The sequence below is a fragment of the Ramlibacter aquaticus genome (assembly GCF_015159745.1).
Lineage (GTDB): Bacteria > Pseudomonadota > Gammaproteobacteria > Burkholderiales > Burkholderiaceae_C > Ramlibacter > Ramlibacter aquaticus.
Genome location: NZ_JADDOJ010000083.1, coordinates 1 through 17972, shown reverse-complemented (window position 1 = coordinate 17972; position 17972 = coordinate 1). Strand labels below are relative to the sequence as shown.

Here is a 17972-nt window from a genome sequence, read left to right as displayed (position 1 = left end):
GGGTGCATTCATGGGCGGGCTCCGCGGGGAAGAACCAGTGTAAGCCAGCGTGCGCCGGGCCCACACCGGGCCTTTTCCCATGCCGCGCGCGTGGCTCAGCGGGGAAAGCCGGCCCGGTACTCCTCCAGGTCCAGCACGCCGTCCTTGTTGACGTCCAGGTCCTCGAAGCTGCGCGGCAGCAGCGGCAGGCGCTGCGCCTCGGCACGCGTCAGGACGCCGTCGCCGTCGCTGTCGGCGTAGCGGAAGGCCTGGCGAACCTGCGCGTCGCTCCATTGGGACGGCGGCGCGGGCGGTGCCGGGCGGCCCGCCGTGCCTGCCGCGTCCGGGACGTCGCCGGCCTCGGTCACGTCCCCGGCCGCCGCCGGGTCGCCCTCGTCCTGCGCATGCCGGCGCGCGTTGCGCACGCCGCCGGGCGTGACGCGGCCCGACGGGGTCATCGCCGGCGCGGGCGTCACTGCGGCGCCTGGCACCCCCGGTGCGACCGGCGGCGTGGGCGTTCCTGGCGCAGGTGGCGCGGGCGGCATGTGCACGGCGGGGGGCACCTGTGCCAGGGCGCCCGCGCCCAGCAGCAGGGCGGCCAGCGTGCCCAGCGCCGCCCGCGCGCCGCGGCGCGTGGGCCGGTCACGCAGGAGAGGAAGGCCGGTCATGCGCGGATGCTGGCCGGGCAGGGCGGCTGCGCCCAGCGGCGGCCACCGGCTCTTCCTGTAGGACGCAGGCACAATCGACGCACCACGACGAAGACAACCTGGAGACTTTCCTGATGGGCAAGCGGCTCACCCAGATCGCGACGCGCACCGGCGACGACGGCACCACCGGCCTCGGCGACAACACCCGGGTGTCCAAGGACAGCCTGCGCGTGCGCGCCATGGGCGACGTGGACGAGCTGAACTCGCACATCGGCGTGCTGCTGTGCGAGGAGATGCCCGACGCGGTGCGCGGCCTGCTGGTGGAGATCCAGCACCAGCTCTTCAACCTGGGCGGGGAGTTGTCCATCCCCGGCTTCGAGCTGCTCAAGGCCGAGGCCGTGCTGGCACTGGACGACGCCCTGGAGCAGCACAATGCCACGCTGCCCAAGCTGCAGGAATTCATCCTGCCCGCCGGCAGCCGCGCGGCCGCCCAGGCCCATGTGTGCCGCACCGTGGCCCGCCGCGCCGAGCGCGCGGTGGTCGCGCTGGGCATGGCCGAGCCTTTGCGCGAGACGCCGCGCCAGTACCTCAACCGCCTGTCGGACCTGATGTTCGTGCTCGCCCGTGTGCTCAACCGCATGAACGGCGGCGACGACGTCTACTGGAAGAGCGAGCGCCTGCAGCGCGGCTGAGCGAAAGAGGGCTCTGCGACCCGCCCCTGGCGACGCGCATGCCGCCGCATGGAGGCTGCAAGCGTGCAGCGCCCACGCAGGCGAGCGGTACGCCTTCGCGACCTGGACGCGAGAACGGCGCCCGCCCCTCAGCGCGGCGCGAGGATGGCCATGGTGATGCGCGAGACGCAGGTCAGCCGGCCTTCGTCGTCGTGCAGGTCGATGTGCCAGACGTGGGTGGTGCGGCCCATGTGGACCGGCCGCGTGGTGCCGGTCACCCAGCCCGAGGTCGCGCCGCGGATGTGGTTGGCGTTGATGTCCAGGCCCACGGCGCGCCAGCCCTCGGGCGTGGCGTAGGCGGCGCCGCAGGAGCCCAGGGTCTCCGCCAGCACCACTGAAACGCCGCCGTGCAGCAGGCCGTAGGGCTGCCGCGTGCGGGTGTCCACCGGGACGCGGGCCCGGATGAAATCGTCGCCGACTTCGAGGAACTCGATGCCCAGCCGCTCAGGCGCGGTGTCCTTGTGCATGGCGCTGAGGTGCTCGACGGAAATGGGTTTTTGCCAGATGCGCATGGGCCCATTCTAGGAACCCGGGCGCCGCCCCGCGCGGCGCCCGGGCCGGCTTCAAGGGGCGTCGGCCACCGCCGCGCGCTGCACGGCGGCATGGCCGCGGCCCAGCAGCGCGTACAGCAGGATGGCGCCGAAGGTCGCGGTGCCTATCCCGCCCAGCGCGAAGCCGCCGAACTTCAGCGTGAAGTCACCGGTGCCCAGCACCAGGGTCACGGCGGCCACGATCAGGTTGCGGTTCTGCGAGAAGTCGACTCGGTTGTCGACCCAGATCTTGGCGCCGGCGATCGCGATCAGGCCGAACACCACGATGGACACGCCGCCCATCACGGGCAGCGGGATGGCCTGGATCACGGCGCCGAACTTGGGGCTGAAGCCCAGCACCACGGCCAGCAGCGCCGCCACCACGAAGACCGCGGTGGAGTAGATCTTGGTGGCCGCCATCACCCCGATGTTTTCCGCATAGGTGGTCACGCCGGTGCCGCCGGCCATGCCGCTGACGATGGTCGCCACGCCGTCGCCGATGAAGGCGCGGCCCAGGTAGGCGTCCAGGTTGCGGCCCGTCATCGCCGTCACGGCGCGGATGTGGCCCAGGTTCTCGGCCACCAGGATCACGGCCACCGGGGCGATGAGCAGCATCGCGTTCGCGTCGAACACCGGCGCGGTGAAGGCCGGCAGGCCGATCCAGGCCGCGTTCGCGATGCCCGCGAAGTCCATGGGCTTGCCCAGGCCCAGGCCGTTGGCGAGCACGGCGTAGACGACGGTGGCGAGGATCAGCCCGACCAGGATCAGCAGGCGCTGCACCATGCCGCGCGCCAGCACGGCCACCAGGCCCACGCACAGGAAGGTCACGGCCTGCATCCACGAATCGAAGTTGCTGGCCGCCATGTTCTTCACCGGCACCGAGGCCAGGTTCAGGCCGATCACCGCCACCACCGCCCCCGTCACCACCGGCGGCATCAGCTTCTCGATCCAGCCCGTGCCTGCGGCCTGCACGATGGCGCCTATGAGCGCGTACACCACCCCGCAGGCGATGATGCCGCCGAGCGCGACGGCGATGTTCGTGTTCGGCCCCTTGCCCGCATAGGCCGAGGCGGCGATGACCACGCCGATGAAGGCGAAGCTCGAGCCCAGGTAGCTGGGCACCCTGCCGGCGGTGATGAGGAAGAAGATCAGCGTGCCCACGCCGCTCATGAGGATGGCGATGTTGGGGTTGAAGCCCATGAGGATGGGCGCGAGCACCGTCGCGCCGAACATCGCGATCACGTGCTGCACGCCCATGGCCGCCGTCTGGGGCCAGGGCAGCCGCTCGTCCGGCGCGATCACGCCTCCCCGTTGAAGCACCTGCGCGTCACGCGCGGTCCAGCTGAACAGGCCCATGGAAGTCCCTTCCTCTCGTTGGTTGAAGTGCCGCGATGCTAGGCGCGGCGCGCGGGCCATGCAAGCGCCGTGCCCCCGGGCGTGAAGCAGCGCACGCCGGTGCCGCGATGTCGTGCCGGTGGCCCGCAGGCGCGCTTCTAGAATGTTTGCATGCCCACACCGATTCCCCAGATCCGGCTCTACCAGGACTGGCTGCGCCGCGAGCGCGGCCTCTCGTTCGACAGTTACGACACACTCTGGCGCTGGTCGGTGGAGGATCTGCCGGCCTTCTGGGGCAGCGTGTGGGACTACTTCGGCCTGCAATCCCCCACGCCGGCACGGCAGGTGCTGGACGAGGCCCGCATGCCGGGTGCCCGCTGGTTCGTGGGCGCGCAGTTCAACTACGCGCGCCAGGTCTTCCGGCACGTGGAGCCCGCGCACGCCGCGGGCCTGCCGGCCATCGTCAGCCGCAACGAGGCGGGGCTGGCGCGCGAGCTCTCCTGGCCCCGGCTGCGCCAGCAGGTGGCGGCCCTGGCCCTGCACCTGCAGGCGCAGGGCGTGCAGCGCGGCGACCGCGTGGCCGCCTACCTGCCCAACGTGCCCGAAGCCATCGTCGCCTTCCTGGCCTGCGCCAGCATCGGCGCGGTGTGGAGCATCTGCGCGCCCGACATGGGCACGGCGGCCGTGCTGGACCGCTTCAAGCAGATCGAGCCCAAGGTGCTGATCGCCTGCGACGGCGTGCGCTACGGCGGCCGCGACTTCGACCGGGCCGAGGTGGTGGCGCAGCTTCGCGAGGCGCTGCCCAGCGTGCAGCACCTGATGGTGCTGCGCAACCTCGGCCTGGCGGACGCCGCGCTGGCCGGGCTCGCGCCCTTCACCGACCTGCACGCCGCCTGCGAGCGCGACGACGCGGCGGTGCAGGCTTTCGAGCCCGAGTGGCTGCCCTTCGACCACCCGCTGTGGATCGTGTATTCCAGCGGCACCACAGGCCTGCCCAAGCCCATCGTGCACGGGCATGGCGGCACGGTGATCGTGGGCATCGCGTTGCTGGTGCTGCACAACGACATCGGCTGCAGCTACCACCCGAACACGGCGGGCGAGCGCTACCACTGGTACAGCTCCACCGGCTGGGTGATGTGGAACTCGCAGACCGCGGGCCTGCTCAACGGCACCACGATCTGCATCTACGACGGCAATCCCGGGGGCAGCAAGGAGCACCCGGACTGGGGCATCCTCTGGCGCTTCGCCGCCGAGACCGGCGTCAGCTTCTTCGGCGCGGGCGCGGCCTTCTTCAGCAACTGCATGAAGGCGGGCCTGGCGTTGTCCACCTGCGGCGACCTGCGCCGCGTGCGCGCGCTGGGCACCACCGGCTCGCCGCTGTCGGCCGAGGTGCAGGCCTGGGGCACGGCGCAGTTCGAGCGCCTGGGCACGCCCGACATCTGGTGGTGCAACATCTCCGGCGGCACCGATTTCGCCGGCGCCTTCATCGGCGGCCACCGCGAGCTGCCCCAGGTGCCGGGCGAAATGCAGTGCCGCCTGCTCGGCTGCGCCGTCGAGGCCTGGGACGAGAACGGCCGGCCGGTGGTGGACGCGGTGGGCGAGCTGGTCTGCGTCAAGCCCATCCCCTCCATGCCGCTGTACTTCTGGGGCGACACCGGCAACGCGCGCTACCTCTCCTCCTACTTCGACATGTACCCGGGCGTGTGGCGCCATGGCGACTGGCTGAAGGTCACGCCCAGCGGCAGCTGCATCATCTACGGCCGCAGCGACGCCACTATCAACCGCCACGGCCTGCGCATGGGCACCAGCGAGCTGTACAGCGCGGTGGAGGCGCTGCCCGAGGTGATGGACTCGCTGGTGGTGGACCTGGAGTACCTGGGCCGCGAGAGCTACATGCCGCTGTTCGTGGTGCTGCGGCCGGGCGTGCAGCTCGACGACGCGCTGAAGGCGCGCATCGCCGCCGCCGTGCGCACGGCGCTCTCGCCGCGCTTCGTGCCCGACGAGATCCTGCAGGTGCCCGAGGTGCCGCGCACGCTCTCGGGCAAGAAGCAGGAACTGCCAATCAAGAAACTGTTGCTGGGCCAGCCGCTGGACAAGGTGGTCAACCGCGATGCGATGGCGAACCCGGGCTGCCTGGCCTGGTACCAGGCCTTCGCCGACGCGCGCGCCGCGCGCCTGGCCGCCCCTAGCGCCGGTTGACCAGCACGATCCCCGCCGCCACGCCCAGCAGCGCCAGCACCAGTTGCAGCGTGAGCGGCTCGTGCAGCAGGGCGACGCCGAAGGCCAGCGCGAACACCGGCGTCAGGAAGGTGAAGGACGACATCTGCGTGGCGGGGTAGTACCGCAGCAGCCACATCCAGGTGAGGTAGCTGGCGAAGGCGCCCACCACGGTCTGCAGGGCGATCGAGCCCCAGGCCGCGGCGGAGTAGGCCAGCGACCAGTGCTCGCCCAGCGCGAGCGACAGCAGCGGCGAGACCAGCGCGGTCACCGCCACCTGGTAGAACAGGGTCTTCTCCGCGCTGGCGGTGGCGAGCTTGCTGGCGCGGATCACCAGCGTGGTCAGCCCCCACAGCATGCCCGCCGCCAGGGCCATCGCGTCGCCCAGCAGGTGCGTGGCCACGTCCCCGCCCGCGAAGCCCTCGCTGAAGGCGAGCACCACGCCCGCGAAGGCGACCACCAGCCCCGCCCACTGCACGCCGCGCAGCTTCTCCATGGGCACCAGCAGCGGCAGCAGGGTCGCGACCCAGAAGGGCGAGCTGTAGAGGAACACCGTCAGCCGTGACGCGGTGGTGCGCTGCAGCCCCAGGTAGATGAAGGTGAACTCGGCCGCGAACAGCAGGCCGGCCAGCAGCCCGGCGCGCAGCGTGCCGTCGCGCTGGAACAGCGGGATGCCGCGGGCCGCGCACCACGCCAGCAGCAACAGGCTGGCGCCGGCGAAACGGATGGCCGACTGCCAGATCGGCGGCACCTCGGCCACCGTGGCCTTGATGAGGATCTGCTGCAGGCCCCAGAACAGGCAGCAGGCGACGAGCAGGGCGGTGGCGCGGGCGTCGAGGTGGTTCTTGCGGACGGTCATCGCCGGCGATGGTAGCCCGGCCGCCGACCGCGTCCCAGCGCGGGCGCGTGCCTGCGGGACAGCGGGGCGGCGCGTCAGCGGCCGGCCAGCTTGGCCAGCAGGCGCTTGAGCGCGACCTGTTCGGCGCTGCCCAGGCTGCGCAGCATGGCCGCCTCGTGCTGGCGCGCCTTCTCCACCAGGGGCCGCGCCAGCCGCTTGCCGCCGGCGCTCACCGAGACTAGCGTGCGGCGCTGGTCCTGCGGGTCGGCCTGCAGCACCAGCCAGCCCTGTTCGGCCATGCGCTGCACCAGCTTGGTCACGGTGGGCTGCTTGGACAGCACCTCCAGCGCGAGCTGGCTCACGGTGAGCGGCTCGCCGTCGTGCAGGGTGGCGAGCACCCGCCACTCGATCATGGACAGGCCGGCCGCACGCACGTGGGCGTCGAAGTCGCGGTACAGCGCGTGGTTGGCCTGGCCCAGCAGGTAGCCCAGGTAGCCCTCGACGAAGCGCGCCTCGGCCATGGCGTCAGAGCGGGTGCTCGGTGAAGTAGCGGCCGCCGTGGAACAGCAGCGGCGAGGCCCCCGGGCGCCAGCTGCAGCGCTCCACCTCGCCGACGAAGATGACGTGGTCGCCCTCTTCGTAGCGGCTGCGGTTGAAGCATTCGAAGGTGGCGGCGGCGCCGTCCAGCAGGGGCGCGCCGCCCATGCCCTCGGTGAAGCCCACGCCGGCCCAGCGGTCCACCCCGCGTGCCGCGAAGCGCTCGGCCAGCGGCATCTGGTCGCGCGCGAGGATGTTGATCGCGTAGTGCGAGCCGGTGCGGAACACCGCCATGGACCCGGCCAGCTGCGACAGGCTCCACAGCACCAGCGGCGGGGCCAGCGAGACGGAGTTGAACGAGTTGGCGGTGAGGCCGATCACCTGGCCGTCGGCGCTGCGCGCGGTGACGATGGTGACGCCGGTGGCGAACATGCCCAGCGCGGTGCGGAACTCCTGCGAGGAGAAGCTGGGCGGGCGGGCTTGGGTGGGCGGCGTCACGGGCGGTATTGCATGAATTTTCATGTATTATGGTCCGAACCCCCACAGTCTGCCGGCATGCTTCAGGAAACACTGGAACCCGCATGGGTCGAGGCCTTCGAGACCGTGCTGTCGCGCTGCGGCGCCGCGCGCGGTGACACGGTCGCCGTGCTCAGCGAGAGCCAGAGCCGGCCCGTGCTGCCCGCCCTGGCGCGATTCGCGGCGCAGCGGCTGGGCTGCCAGGTCTTCTCGCTGCAGTTGCCCACGCGCTTCGAGCCCGGGCCTGCGGTGCGGTCCACCGGGGCCTCCACCGCGATCGGCGGCATGCAGCCCGTCGTGGCCGCGCTGGCCGCGAGCACCCTGGTGGTGGACTGCACCGTGGAAGGGCTGATGCACGCGCCCGAGCTGCCCGCCATCCTCCAGGGCGGTGCACGCGTCATCTACGTCAGCAACGAACACCCGGAAGCCCTGGTGCGCCTGCTGCCCGGCGAGGGCCTGGAGGCCCGCGTCAAGGACCACGTGAAGCGACTGCGCGCCGCCAAGGTGATGCGCGTGCACTCGGCCGCCGGCACCGACCTGGCCATCTCGCTGGAGGGCGCGGCCTGCGGCGGCAACTGGGGCACCACCACCCGCCCGGGCACCATGACGCACTGGCCCGGCGGGCTGGCGCTCGCCTTCCCGCGCGCAGGCAGCGTGAACGGCAGGCTGGTGCTGGCCGAGGGCGACGTGAACCTCACCTTCAAGCGCTACCTGGAAAAGCCGGTCACGCTCACCATCGAGGATGACCACGTCAACCGCATCGCAGGCAGCGGGGTGGACGCCGAGCTGATGCGCAGCTACATCGCCGCCTGGGGCGACCGCGAGGCCTACGCGGTGAGCCACGTGGGCTACGGCCTCAACGAGGCCGCGCGCTGGGACAGCATGGCGCTCTACGACAGGCGCGACTTCAACGGCACAGAACTGCGCGCCTTCGCCGGCAACTTCCTCTACAGCACGGGCGCCAACGAGGTCGCCGGCCGCTTCACCCGCGGCCACTTCGACCTGCCGCTGCGCGGCTGCACGGTGACGCTGGACGGCGTCGCCGTGGTCGAGGAAGGGCGCCTGCTGTGAACACCCCCAACTTCACCGTGCTGGGCGCAGGCCCCACGGTGCTCATGCTGCACGGCATCGGCGGCGGCCACCTGGCCTTCGCGCCGCAGGTGGAGACGCTGGCCTCGTCGGGCTATCGCGCGGTCGCCTGGGACATGCCCGGCTACGGCCGCAGCGCACCCATCGAGCCCTACACCTTCAAGGGCCTGGCGCAGGCCTGCATCCAGCTCATCGAGGACCTGCAGTGCGGCGACGTGACCCTGGTGGGCCACAGCATGGGCGGCATGGTCGCGCAGGAGGTGATGGCGCGCCGCCCCGAGCTGGTCAACAAGCTGGTGCTGTGCGGCACCTCGCCCGCCTTCGGCAAGCCCGACGGGGACTGGCAGGCCCGCTTCATCGCCGAGCGCACCGCGCCGCTGGACGCGGGCCACAGCATGGCCGAGCTGGCCGAGACGCTGGTGCCGCAGATGGTGGGCCCCGGATCCCTCCCCGAGGGCGTGCAGCTGGCCAAGCACTGCATGGGCCTGGTGCCGCCCGGCACCTACCGCCGCGCGCTGCAGGCCCTGGTCACCTTCGACCGCCGCACCGAACTCGCGCGCATCGCCGTGCCCACGCTGCTGATCGCGGGCGAGCACGACCGCAATGCGCCGCCCGCGGTGGTCAAGCGCATGGCCGACGCCATCCCCCGCAGCACCTACCTCGAGCTGCCCGGCATCGGGCACCTGCAGAACCTGGAAGCGCCCGACGCCTTCGACGGGATGCTGCTGAACTTCCTCGCATTGCCCCGCGCGCTGATGCACTGACGGCAGTGCGGGCGGCCGACCCCAAGGAGACTGGCATGGACGCGATCGCATCCCTGGGCTTCACGCCCGCGGTGGGTGACCTGGACTTCAGCCCGCAGCAGCGCTCGCTGCTCTCGCTCGCGCACACGCTGGGCGAGACGAAGTTCGCGCCCCGGGCCGCGCAGTGGGACCGCGAAGCCATCTTCCCCACGGCCAACTACGACGACCTGCGCGCGTCCGGCCTGCTGGCGCTGTGCGTGCCGCAGGCGGACGGCGGCGGTGGCGCCGACTACGCGACCTACATGATGGTGGCGGCCGAGATCGCCCGCTTCTGCGGCACCACGGCGCTGACCTGGAACATGCACATCTGCTCCACGATGTGGACCGGGGTGCTGGCCGACGGCATCCCGATGACGGACGCCCAGCGCGAGGAGCATCACCGCCGCCGCGCGCTGCACTTCCGCCGCGTGGTGAAGGAGGGCGCGATCTACGCCCAGCCCTTCTCCGAGGGCAGTGCCGCGGCCGCCGGCCGTGCGCCCTTCGGCACCACCGCGCGCAAGGTGGAGGGCGGCTGGCGGGTGAACGGCCGCAAGATCTTTGCCTCGCTGTCCGGCGCGGCCGACTACTACGGCATCCTGTGCACCGAGGACAAGGGCGACGAGAAGCCGGACCCGCGCGACACCCTGTACATCGCGGTGCCAGCCGGCAGCGAAGGCTTCTCGATCAGCGGCGAGTGGGATCCGCTGGGCATGCGCGGCACCGTGAGCCGCAACCTCAGCTTCGAGGACGTGTTCGTGGCGGACGACGAGCAGCTCATGCCGCGCGGCGTGTACTACAAGGGCGCGCAGACCTGGCCGGCCATGTTCTTCACGCTGGCCCCCACCTACCTGGGCCTGGCCAACGCGGCCTACGACTTCACGGTGCGCTACCTGCGCGGCGAGTGGCCGGGCGAGCCGCCGGTGAAGCGGCGCATGTACCCCACCAAGCAGGTGGCGGTGGCGCAGATGCGCATCCAGCTCGAGAACCTGAAAAGCATCTTCGTGCGCGCCATCCGCGAGGCGGGGCCCAACCCCAGCAAGGACCAGCGCATGCGCCTGTACGCGGCGCAGTACACCGTGATGGAAGGCGCGAACGACATCGCCCGGCTGGCGGTGCGCACCTGCGGCGGCCAGGGGATGATGCGGCACCTGCCGCTGGAGCGCATCTACCGGGACAGCCGCTGCGGCTCGCTGATGCTGCCCTGGACCGCCGAGCTGGTGCTGGACCGCATGGGCCGCGAGGCCCTCTACGAGCCGGGCGAGCGCGACGACTGAGCGGCCGCGGGCCGCGCGCGCGGCTGGCGCGACGGGCAGCGCGTGCTGCCGCGCGCTTCAGGCCGGCTGCAGCCCCCGGCGCGGCGCCTCGTGCGCGAAGCCATAGCAGTCGAAGGCCATCTCCGGCTGCCGGCCGCTGATCAGTTCCGCCATCGCCTTGCCCGAGCCCGCGCCATGGGTCCAGCCCAGGGTACCGTGCCCGGCGTTCACCCACAGGCGGCCCACCGGCGTGCGGCCGATGTAGGGGATGTTGGTGGGCGTGGCCGGGCGCAGGCCGCACCAGAATTGCGGGTCGCCGCCCTGCTCGGGCAGGCGCGTGTCGCAGACGCCGGGCAGCACCGCCTCGATGCGCGCGGCCAGCATGCGGCAGCGCGCCTTCGCCACGGGTGAATCCAGCGACAGGTCGTAGCCGCCCAGCTCGATGGTGCCGGCCACGCGCAGCGTGTCGCCCAGGCGGCTCGTGGCGCACTTCACGCTGTCGTCGATCATGCTCACGAAGGGCGCGCGCGATGGGTCCCGCAGGCGGAAGGTGGCGCTGTAGCCCTTGCCCGGGTAGATGGGCAGGTCCACGCCCACGCTGCGCAGCAGGGGCGCCGTGTACGAGCCGCAGGCCACCACCACCGCGTCGGCCTCCAGGGTGCGGGCGATGCCGCTGGCGCGGTCGCGCACCGCCACGCTGCGCACCTCGCCGCCGGCCTTGTGCAGGCGCAGCACCTCCTGCCCGTAGAGGACGGTGGCGCCGCGTGCCTGGGCACGCGCGGCGAGCTGCTCGGTGAACTCGCGCGCGTCGCCGCTCTCGTCGCTGGGCGTGTAGGTGCCGCCCACGATGTGCTGCGCGAAGCCGCGCAGCGCGGGCTCGATGGCCAGTAGCTCGTCGCGGCCGACCACCCGGCGCTGCACGCCGAAGCGCTGCATCAGCTGCGCGGCCTCGCCCGCATCGGCGAAGGCGGCCTCGTCGGTGTAGAAATGCGCGATGCCGCGCTCCAGCCGGTGGTAGTCGATGCCGGTGGCGGCCACCACGTCCTTGAGGGCGGCATGGCTGTAGTTGCCCAGCGCCACCAGCTGCGCCACGTTGCGCTCGAAAGCGCGGTCGTTGCACTGGGCGAGGAACTGCAGGCCCCAGCGCCACTGCTGCCAGTCGGCCTGGGGCCGGAACAGCAGGGGGGCGTCCTTGCGGAACATCCACTTCAGCAGCTTGGCCGGCGCCTGGCGGTTGGCCCAGGGCTCGCAGTAGCTGACCGAGATCTGCGCCGCGTTGGCGAAGCTGGTCTCGCGGGCTGGCGCGTCCTGCCGCTCGACCACGGTCACCGCGTGGCCGCGCTCCAGCAGGTGCCAGGCGGTGCTGATGCCGATGATGCCGGCGCCCAGGACAAGGACTTTCATGGCTGCAGTGTGCGACGGCTTGCTCCGCTGCAAAAGCAAAATTAAACTCCTGCGCGGATCATCACCAGGGCTAATGCAATGAGCACCTACGACCCCGACGCGCTGGAGTGCCTGGCGGCCATCGTGGAGGAGGGCGGTTTCGAGAAGGCCGCGCAGCGCCTGTCGGTGACGCAGTCGGCCGTCTCGCAGCGCCTGCGCGCCCTGGAGGCGCAGGTGGGCACCGTGCTGGTGGTGCGCAGCCGCCCGCTGCGGCCCACGCCGGCCGGCCAGCTGCTGATCAAGCACACCAAGCAACTGCGCCTGCTGCGCGCCGACCTGGAACGCGACTTGAAGGACCTGGCGCCCAGCGGCACCGGCAGCGGCCGCGACGAGGAGCGCATCTCGATCGCCATCAATGCCGACAGCATCGCGACCTGGGCGCTGCCTGCCCTGGACGCCCTGGCGCGCCAGGGCCTGCCGCTGGAGGTGATCGCCGACGACCAGGACTTCACGCAGGAGTGGCTGCGCGAAGGCCAGGTGCTGGGCTGCGTGACCACGCTGAAGCAGGCGCTGCGCGGCTGCCGCGTGGTGCCGCTGGGCGCCATGCGCTACATCGCCGTGGCCGAACCCGGGCTCGCCGCCTCGCGCCTGCCCCGGGGGCTCACGCCGCACAACTTCCTGGAGCTGCCCTTCGTGGCCTTCAACCGCAAGGACGACATGCAGTGCGAGTTCGTCGCCAAGGCCTTCGGGCTGCGGCGCCTGTCCCTGCGGCAGATGTTCGTGCCCAGCTCGGAGGGCCAGGTGCGGGCGGTGATGGCCGGCTGGGGGGTGAGCGTGGTGCCCGAGCCGCTGGTGCGCGGCCTGGTCGACCAGGGCCGGCTGGTCAACGTGCTGCCGGCCTTCGCGCTGCCGATCCAGCTGTACTGGCACTGCTGGAACCTGGAAAGCGAGCTGCTGGAGTCGCTGACCGTGGCGCTGGGCGATGCCGCGCGCGCGGCGCTGGCCGGCTGAACCCCGGCGCGCTCAGTCGCGCGTGAGATGCAGCGTCTGCCGCAGGGCCTGGGCCCGGTCGGCATCGAAGGGGCCTTCCACCCGCGCCAGCACCTTGCCCTCGCGGTCCAACACCAGCACCGAGGCGTGCTCGGGGCCGGAGAGCCCGGCCGCGCGGATGAAGGCTTCGCGGTTGGTGAACACGGGCACCAGGCGCGCCCGGTCGGCCTCGGTCGTGTGGCGCGAGAGCAGGCGCGACTCGATGTCGCGCCGGGCCTGCTCGGACCCCGGGTCGTCCAGCACCGGCATGCGCACCCAGGCGATGCGCTTGTCGTCGCGCAGGTTCAGGCCGGCGATCCAGCTGTCGATCTCGGCGCGCTGCTCGCGGCGGTAGGCGACCAGCACCAGGGTGCGCTCGGCAGGCAGCTGCGCGGGCAGCAGCAGGGGGTGCTGGTCCAGGCGTTTGGTGCTGAACGTGGGCAGCTGGCCCATCACGCTCGATTCGTTGGGCGCGGCATAGGCCAGCAGGAACGCGCCGGTCACGGCGGCCAGCCATGCCAGTGTCGGTGTCCAGCCTGAAGTCTTCATGGGGTCCCCCAATCCAAGCAGCCACAGTGTTTCACGCCCACGCGCCGGGCGTTTTTCCGCGGTGTAAAGCCCATGCTTTCGGTGCAGGCCGTTGTAACCGCGTGCACATGGCGCGCGCAGCCTTCCCACGCAAGATGCGGGCCGGGGCCTCAGGGGGCGCGGCGGGGGGCGCGGCTGGCCAGGTCCAGCACGCGTCGCGGCTGGAAGCCGACCTGCTCACCCTTTCGCTCGTAGCCCAGGGTGTTGGTGACCACGCGGCAGCGGCCCACCTCGTAATCGTGCTGGCAATGCAGGTGGCCGTGCAGCCACCAATCGGCCTGCGTGAACAGCTCATCCATGGCGTTGCAGAAGCCGGCCGTGGACGCGTTGAGGCCGTAGCGGGGGTCCGCGCTGCGCAGGCTCGGTGCGAAATGGGTCACCACGACGGTGAGCCCGTCGTGCGGCTGCACCAGCGCGTGGCGCAGCCAGGCCTGGCACAGCAGGCCCTGTTCGCGCCACTGCTCGGCCAGCAGGGGCTGGCCGCCGCGCGTGCTGCCGGTCTTCTCCAGGTAGAAGTTGGCGGCCCGGAAGGCCTTCTCCCGCTTCTTGAGGACGGCGGCCGGGCTCGCGGCCGCCAGGTCCTCGGGCGTGAGCAGGGCGTCGAAATCCGACCAGAGCGTGGTGCCCACGAAGCGCACCTCGCCGATCACCCGCGTCTCGCGCTCCAGCCAGGTGATGCCCAGGCGCTCGCAGGTCTCGCGCAGGCGGGCATGGGCCTCGTCGAAGTCGGTGTTGTCGTACTCGTGGTTGCCGGGCACGTACAGGACCGGCACGGGCCAGCCGCGCAGCGGCGAGAAACGTTCCAGCCCGAAGTCGGGCCCGGGCACCTGGTGGCGGGCCTGGTAGGCGCCGATGTCGCCCGCCAGAACCAGCAGCTCGGCCCCGGGGGCGGGCTCGAACTGGACGTGGGGCTGCACCTCGAGGTGCAGGTCGGAGAGCAGCTGGATCTTCACCGCGCCGATTGTGCGGCCCGGCGCAAGCCCGTGTGCGGCCGCGGGCCGGGCTCAGCCCGTGCCGAAGGCGCCGCGGGCGGCCCGGCCCATGGCCAGGCGCAGCCAGGCGTGGTCGCTGCGCTGGGCCTGGCGGCGGTGCCACAGCGCGTCCACGTGCACCGGCGGCACGGTGAAGGGCAGCTCGCGCAGCACCAGCTGGTCCTGCATGCCGGTCACGCGCACGAAGTGGCGCGGCAGCACGGTCAGCAGGTCGGAGCTGGCCACCACCAGGCCGGCGGTGAAGAACTGGTTCACGGTCAGCATGATGTGGCGCTTCTGGCCCAGGGAGGCCAGGGCCTCGTCCACGAAGCCATAGGGCCGGCCGGAAAAGCTCACCAGCATGTGCTGGGCCGCGCAGTAGCGCGCCAGCGTCAGCGGCCCCCGGGCCAGGGGGTTGCCGGCACGCATCACGCAGACGTATTCGCCCTCGTACAGGCGCTCGTGGTCGAAGGGCGCGACGCCGCCCTGCTGGGCCTGTGCCGTGAGGTCGGCCAGCACGGCGGGGAAGTAGCCCACCGCCAGGTCGACCTCGCCATCGTCCAGCATGGGGCGCGGGTCGCGCGTGGTCAGCGGCAGCACGCGCACGGCCACGCCGGGCGCCTCGCGCTGCAGGATGTCCACCAGGCCAGGCACCAGGGTGCCCGCCGTGGCGTCCGCCATGGCCAGCAGGAAGCTGGTGCTCGCTTCGGCGGGATGGAAGTCTCCGGGCACCAGCGCGGACTCCAGCTGTCGCAAGGCCTCGGCCACGGCGGGCCACAGGGCCAAGGCCCGGGGGGTGGGCTCCACGCCATAGCCGCTGCGCACCACCAGCTTGTCGCCCAGGCCCTCGCGCAGGCGCTGCAGGGCGTTCGAGACCGCGGGCTGGGTCATGGAGAGGTTGCGCGCCGCCCGGGTCAGGTTGCGCTCGGCCATGACCTGGTCGAAGACCCGCAACAGGTTCAGGTCCAGGGTGCGAAAGTTGGGTGCGGTCATGAGTCAACTATAGGTGCAATGAATACTAGCCATCACCAATCTAAATTTGCTAAATATCAGGGTGAACCCTAATCTATCGACTACGGAACAGCCGGACACCCGCCCGGCGCCCCAAGGAGAAGAAGCATGACCACCCTGACCCAAACCGCTGGCCAGTCCCTGCAACCCCGCCGCAGCCTGCGCGGCCTGGACACCGCGCACATCAGCGCGACCCTGCTGATGGCGGCCATTGCCGCCGCGCTGATCGTGGTGGCCAACCAGGTGGTGGAAAACTGGACCGACGGCCACCTGCTGGCGGCCTGGATCCTGATGTGGGCGGTGAGCTTCGGCCTGCTGGCCCTGATGGTGGCGCCGGCGCGCCGCAGCGCTGCCCGCTTGAGCGCGACGATCCGCGGCTGGGGCGCCGCCCGCCGCCAGCGCGCCCAGGACGAGGCCTACTGGAACGCCGCCCTGGCCGACGCCCGCATCATGGCCGACATCAGCCGTGCCATGAGCCACGCCGCCGACGACGAGGTGCGCGCCTCGATCTGAGCGGCCCGCGCCCCCATGAAGAAAGCCGCCCTCGGGCGGCTTTCTTGTTGGCCCTGCCCGCGCAAGGCGGGCGGGTTTCAGGCGGCCAGGCGCTTCTCGATCTTCGCCTTGGTTTCGGGCAGCTCGCTGGGCAGGTTGTGCGCCAGCTGCTGGAACAGCTCGTGGTGCAGCTCCAGCTCCTTGTCCCAGGCGGCGACGTCGATGCTGATCACCTTGCGGAACTGCTCGCTGGTGAAGTCCAGGCCGGTCCAGTTCAGCTCCTCGAAGGCGGGGCTGACGCCGAAGGCGTGCTTCTCGCCCTGCACCTTGCCTTCGATGCGGTCGATCATCCACTTCAGCACGCGCATGTTCTCACCGTAGCCCGGCCACACGAACTTGCCGTTCTCGTCCTTGCGGAACCAGTTGGTGGTGTAGATGCGGGGCAGCGTGGCGCCGGCGGCCTCGAGCTTGCGGCCCAGGTCCAGCCAGTGCTGGAAGTACTCGCTCATGTTGTAGCCGGTGAAGGGCAGCATGGCGAAGGGGTCGCGGCGCACCACGCCCTGCTGGCCGGCGGCGGCGGCGGTGGTCTCGGAACCCATGGTCGCGGCCATGTAGACGCCCTCGACCCAGTCGTGGGCCTCGGTCACCAGGGGCACCGTGGTCGAGCGGCGGCCGCCGAAGATGAAGGCGTCGATGGGCACGCCGGCCGGATCGTCCCAGGCGCTGTCCAGCGCGGGGTTGTTGATCGCGGGCACCGTGAAGCGCGCGTTGGCGTGGGCGGCCTTGGCGCCGGTTTCCTTGGCGATGGCGGGCGTCCAGTCCTTGCCCTGCCAGTCGATGCAGTGGGCGGGGGCCTCGCTCATGCCTTCCCACCACACGTCGCCGTCATCGGTCAGCGCGACGTTCGTGAAGATCACGTCCTTGTCCAGGCTGGCCATGCAGTTCGGGTTGGTGACCGTGTTGGTGCCGGGGGCGACGCCGAAGTAGCCCGCTTCCGGGTTGATCGCGTACAGGCGGCCTTCGGCGGAAGGCTTGATCCAGGCGATGTCGTCGCCGATGGTGGTGACCTTCCAGCCCTCGAAGCCCTTGGGCGGGATCAGCATGGCGAAGTTGGTCTTGCCGCAGGCGGACGGGAAGGCGGCGGCCACGTGGTACTTGCGGCCTTCGGGGTTGGTCACGCCCAGGATGAGCATGTGCTCGGCCAGCCAGCCCTGCTCGCGGCCCATGATGGAGGCGATGCGCAGCGCCAGGCACTTCTTGCCCAGCAGCGCGTTGCCGCCGTAGCCCGAACCGTAGGACCAGATCTCGCGCGTCTCGGGGTAGTGGACGATGTACTTGGTCTTGTTGCAGGGCCAGGACACGTCCTTCTGGCCGGGCTCCAGCGGGGCGCCCACCGTGTGCACGCAGGGCACGTAGTCGCCGTCCACGCCCAGCACCTCGTACACGGCGCGGCCCATGCGGGCCATGATGCGCATGTTCACCGCCACGTAGGGGCTGTCGGACAGCTCCACGCCGATGTGGGCGATGGGCGAGCCCAGCGGGCCCATGGAGAAGGGCACCACGTACATGGTGCGGCCCTTCATGCAGCCGTCGAACAGCGGCTGCAGGGTGGCGCGCATCTGGGCCGGGTCGACCCAGTTGTTGGTCGGGCCGGCGTCTTCCTTCTTCTGGGGGCAGATGAAGGTGCGGTCCTCCACGCGGGCCACGTCCGACGGATCGGACCAGGCCAGGTAGGAGTTGGGGCGCTTGGCCGGGTTCAGCTTGCGGAAGGTGCCCGCGTCCACCAGCTGCTGGCAGAGGCGGTCGTATTCCTCCTGGCTGCCGTCGCACCAGTAGATGCGCTCGGGCTTGCACAGCGCGGCCATGTCGGCGACCCAGGCGATCAGCCGGGCGTTCTTGACCCAGGCCGGTGCGTTCAGGTTCAGCCCCTTCATCGCGGGAGAGTTCATGGAAAAAAGCTCCTAAGTTGAAACCGGATTTCAGAAGGGGCGGACGGTCTTCCGGATGAGGTGACTTGTTCGCCGTCCCTTGTGGAATCGGGCTG

18 protein-coding genes are annotated in these 17972 nt (G+C 71.2%); 7 read left to right on the top strand and 11 right to left on the bottom strand.

Features of this window, described 5'->3' with window-relative positions:
• Positions 1-95: 95 nt before the first annotated feature.
• Positions 96-647 carry an EF-hand domain-containing protein gene (locus IM725_RS16605; protein WP_193781751.1) on the bottom strand — a complete coding sequence of 184 codons (552 nt, stop codon included), beginning with the start codon at positions 645-647 and terminating at the stop codon, positions 96-98.
• A 113-nt stretch (positions 648-760) separates the two neighbouring features.
• Here IM725_RS16605 and IM725_RS16600 point away from each other — a divergent pair, with 113 nt between their 5' ends.
• Positions 761-1318, top strand: a complete 558-nt coding sequence (locus IM725_RS16600; protein WP_193781750.1) for a cob(I)yrinic acid a,c-diamide adenosyltransferase — start codon at positions 761-763, stop codon at positions 1316-1318.
• A 128-nt stretch (positions 1319-1446) separates the two neighbouring features.
• On the opposite strand, the gene IM725_RS16595 is transcribed toward IM725_RS16600, so the two are convergent.
• Both IM725_RS16595 and IM725_RS16590 read right to left on the bottom strand, forming a co-directional pair.
• The gene (locus IM725_RS16595) at positions 1447-1869 is read right to left on the bottom strand and encodes a hotdog fold thioesterase (RefSeq protein ID WP_193781749.1); all 423 of its coding nucleotides are present in this window, start codon (positions 1867-1869) and stop codon (positions 1447-1449) included.
• Positions 1870-1920: 51 nt separating this feature from the next.
• Positions 1921-3243, bottom strand: coding sequence for a solute carrier family 23 protein (locus tag IM725_RS16590; protein WP_193781748.1), 1323 nt, complete (start codon positions 3241-3243; stop codon positions 1921-1923).
• Positions 3244-3393: 150 nt separating this feature from the next.
• Between IM725_RS16590 and IM725_RS16585 the strand changes: the two genes are divergently transcribed.
• On the top strand, positions 3394-5421 hold the full coding sequence (locus tag IM725_RS16585) for an acetoacetate--CoA ligase (protein WP_193781747.1): 2028 nt from the start codon (positions 3394-3396) through the stop codon (positions 5419-5421).
• On the opposite strand, the gene IM725_RS16580 is transcribed toward IM725_RS16585, so the two are convergent.
• The 3 genes from IM725_RS16580 to IM725_RS16570 form a co-directional block, all read right to left on the bottom strand.
• Complete coding sequence (locus IM725_RS16580; RefSeq protein WP_193781746.1) at positions 5408-6298, bottom strand: DMT family transporter; 891 nt, start codon at positions 6296-6298, stop codon at positions 5408-5410. The genes IM725_RS16585 and IM725_RS16580 overlap by 14 nt on opposite strands.
• 74 nt (positions 6299-6372) lie before the next feature.
• Positions 6373-6798, bottom strand: coding sequence for a MarR family winged helix-turn-helix transcriptional regulator (locus IM725_RS16575; protein WP_193781745.1), 426 nt, complete (start codon positions 6796-6798; stop codon positions 6373-6375).
• 4 nt (positions 6799-6802) lie between these two features.
• The gene (locus IM725_RS16570) at positions 6803-7336 is read right to left on the bottom strand and encodes a flavin reductase family protein (RefSeq protein ID WP_193781744.1); all 534 of its coding nucleotides are present in this window, start codon (positions 7334-7336) and stop codon (positions 6803-6805) included.
• Positions 7337-7369: 33 nt separating this feature from the next.
• Between IM725_RS16570 and IM725_RS16565 the strand changes: the two genes are divergently transcribed.
• Genes IM725_RS16565 through IM725_RS16555 form a run of 3 tightly spaced genes read left to right on the top strand, consistent with a single transcriptional unit; the run spans position 7370 to position 10475 of the window.
• Positions 7370-8401: a peptidase M29 gene (locus IM725_RS16565; protein ID WP_193781743.1), complete on the top strand. Its 1032-nt coding sequence runs from the start codon at positions 7370-7372 to the stop codon at positions 8399-8401.
• Positions 8398-9183 carry an alpha/beta fold hydrolase gene (locus IM725_RS16560; RefSeq protein ID WP_287066181.1) on the top strand — a complete coding sequence of 262 codons (786 nt, stop codon included), beginning with the start codon at positions 8398-8400 and terminating at the stop codon, positions 9181-9183. The genes IM725_RS16565 and IM725_RS16560 overlap by 4 nt, the downstream gene beginning before the upstream one ends.
• Positions 9184-9218: 35 nt before the next feature.
• On the top strand, positions 9219-10475 hold the full coding sequence (locus IM725_RS16555; protein ID WP_193781742.1) for an acyl-CoA dehydrogenase family protein: 1257 nt from the start codon (positions 9219-9221) through the stop codon (positions 10473-10475).
• A 57-nt stretch (positions 10476-10532) separates the two neighbouring features.
• Here IM725_RS16555 and IM725_RS16550 read toward each other — a convergent pair whose 3' ends face one another.
• Positions 10533-11858: a D-amino acid dehydrogenase gene (locus IM725_RS16550; RefSeq protein WP_193781741.1), complete on the bottom strand. Its 1326-nt coding sequence runs from the start codon at positions 11856-11858 to the stop codon at positions 10533-10535.
• A gap of 78 nt (positions 11859-11936) precedes the next feature.
• On the opposite strand from IM725_RS16550, the gene IM725_RS16545 reads away from it, so the two are divergent.
• Positions 11937-12848 (top strand): LysR family transcriptional regulator ArgP, encoded by a 912-nt coding sequence (locus IM725_RS16545; RefSeq protein ID WP_193781740.1) that lies wholly within the window; start codon positions 11937-11939, stop codon positions 12846-12848.
• Between the two features lie 12 nt (positions 12849-12860).
• Here IM725_RS16545 and IM725_RS16540 read toward each other — a convergent pair whose 3' ends face one another.
• The 3 genes from IM725_RS16540 to IM725_RS16530 all read right to left on the bottom strand — a co-directional run bounded on the left by IM725_RS16540 (position 12861) and on the right by IM725_RS16530 (position 15418).
• A complete protein-coding gene (locus tag IM725_RS16540) occupies positions 12861-13415 on the bottom strand; it encodes a hypothetical protein (protein ID WP_193781739.1) in 555 nt (184 codons plus the stop codon).
• A 149-nt stretch (positions 13416-13564) separates the two neighbouring features.
• Complete coding sequence (locus IM725_RS16535; protein WP_193781738.1) at positions 13565-14407, bottom strand: metallophosphoesterase; 843 nt, start codon at positions 14405-14407, stop codon at positions 13565-13567.
• A gap of 51 nt (positions 14408-14458) precedes the next feature.
• A complete protein-coding gene (locus tag IM725_RS16530) occupies positions 14459-15418 on the bottom strand; it encodes a LysR family transcriptional regulator (protein WP_193781737.1) in 960 nt (319 codons plus the stop codon).
• 126 nt (positions 15419-15544) lie between these two features.
• Between IM725_RS16530 and IM725_RS16525 the strand changes: the two genes are divergently transcribed.
• Complete coding sequence (locus tag IM725_RS16525) at positions 15545-15949, top strand: hypothetical protein (RefSeq protein ID WP_193781736.1); 405 nt, start codon at positions 15545-15547, stop codon at positions 15947-15949.
• 77 nt (positions 15950-16026) lie between these two features.
• On the opposite strand, the gene IM725_RS16520 is transcribed toward IM725_RS16525, so the two are convergent.
• On the bottom strand, positions 16027-17877 hold the full coding sequence (locus IM725_RS16520) for a phosphoenolpyruvate carboxykinase (GTP) (RefSeq protein WP_193781735.1): 1851 nt from the start codon (positions 17875-17877) through the stop codon (positions 16027-16029).
• Between the last annotated feature and the right edge of the window lie 95 nt (positions 17878-17972).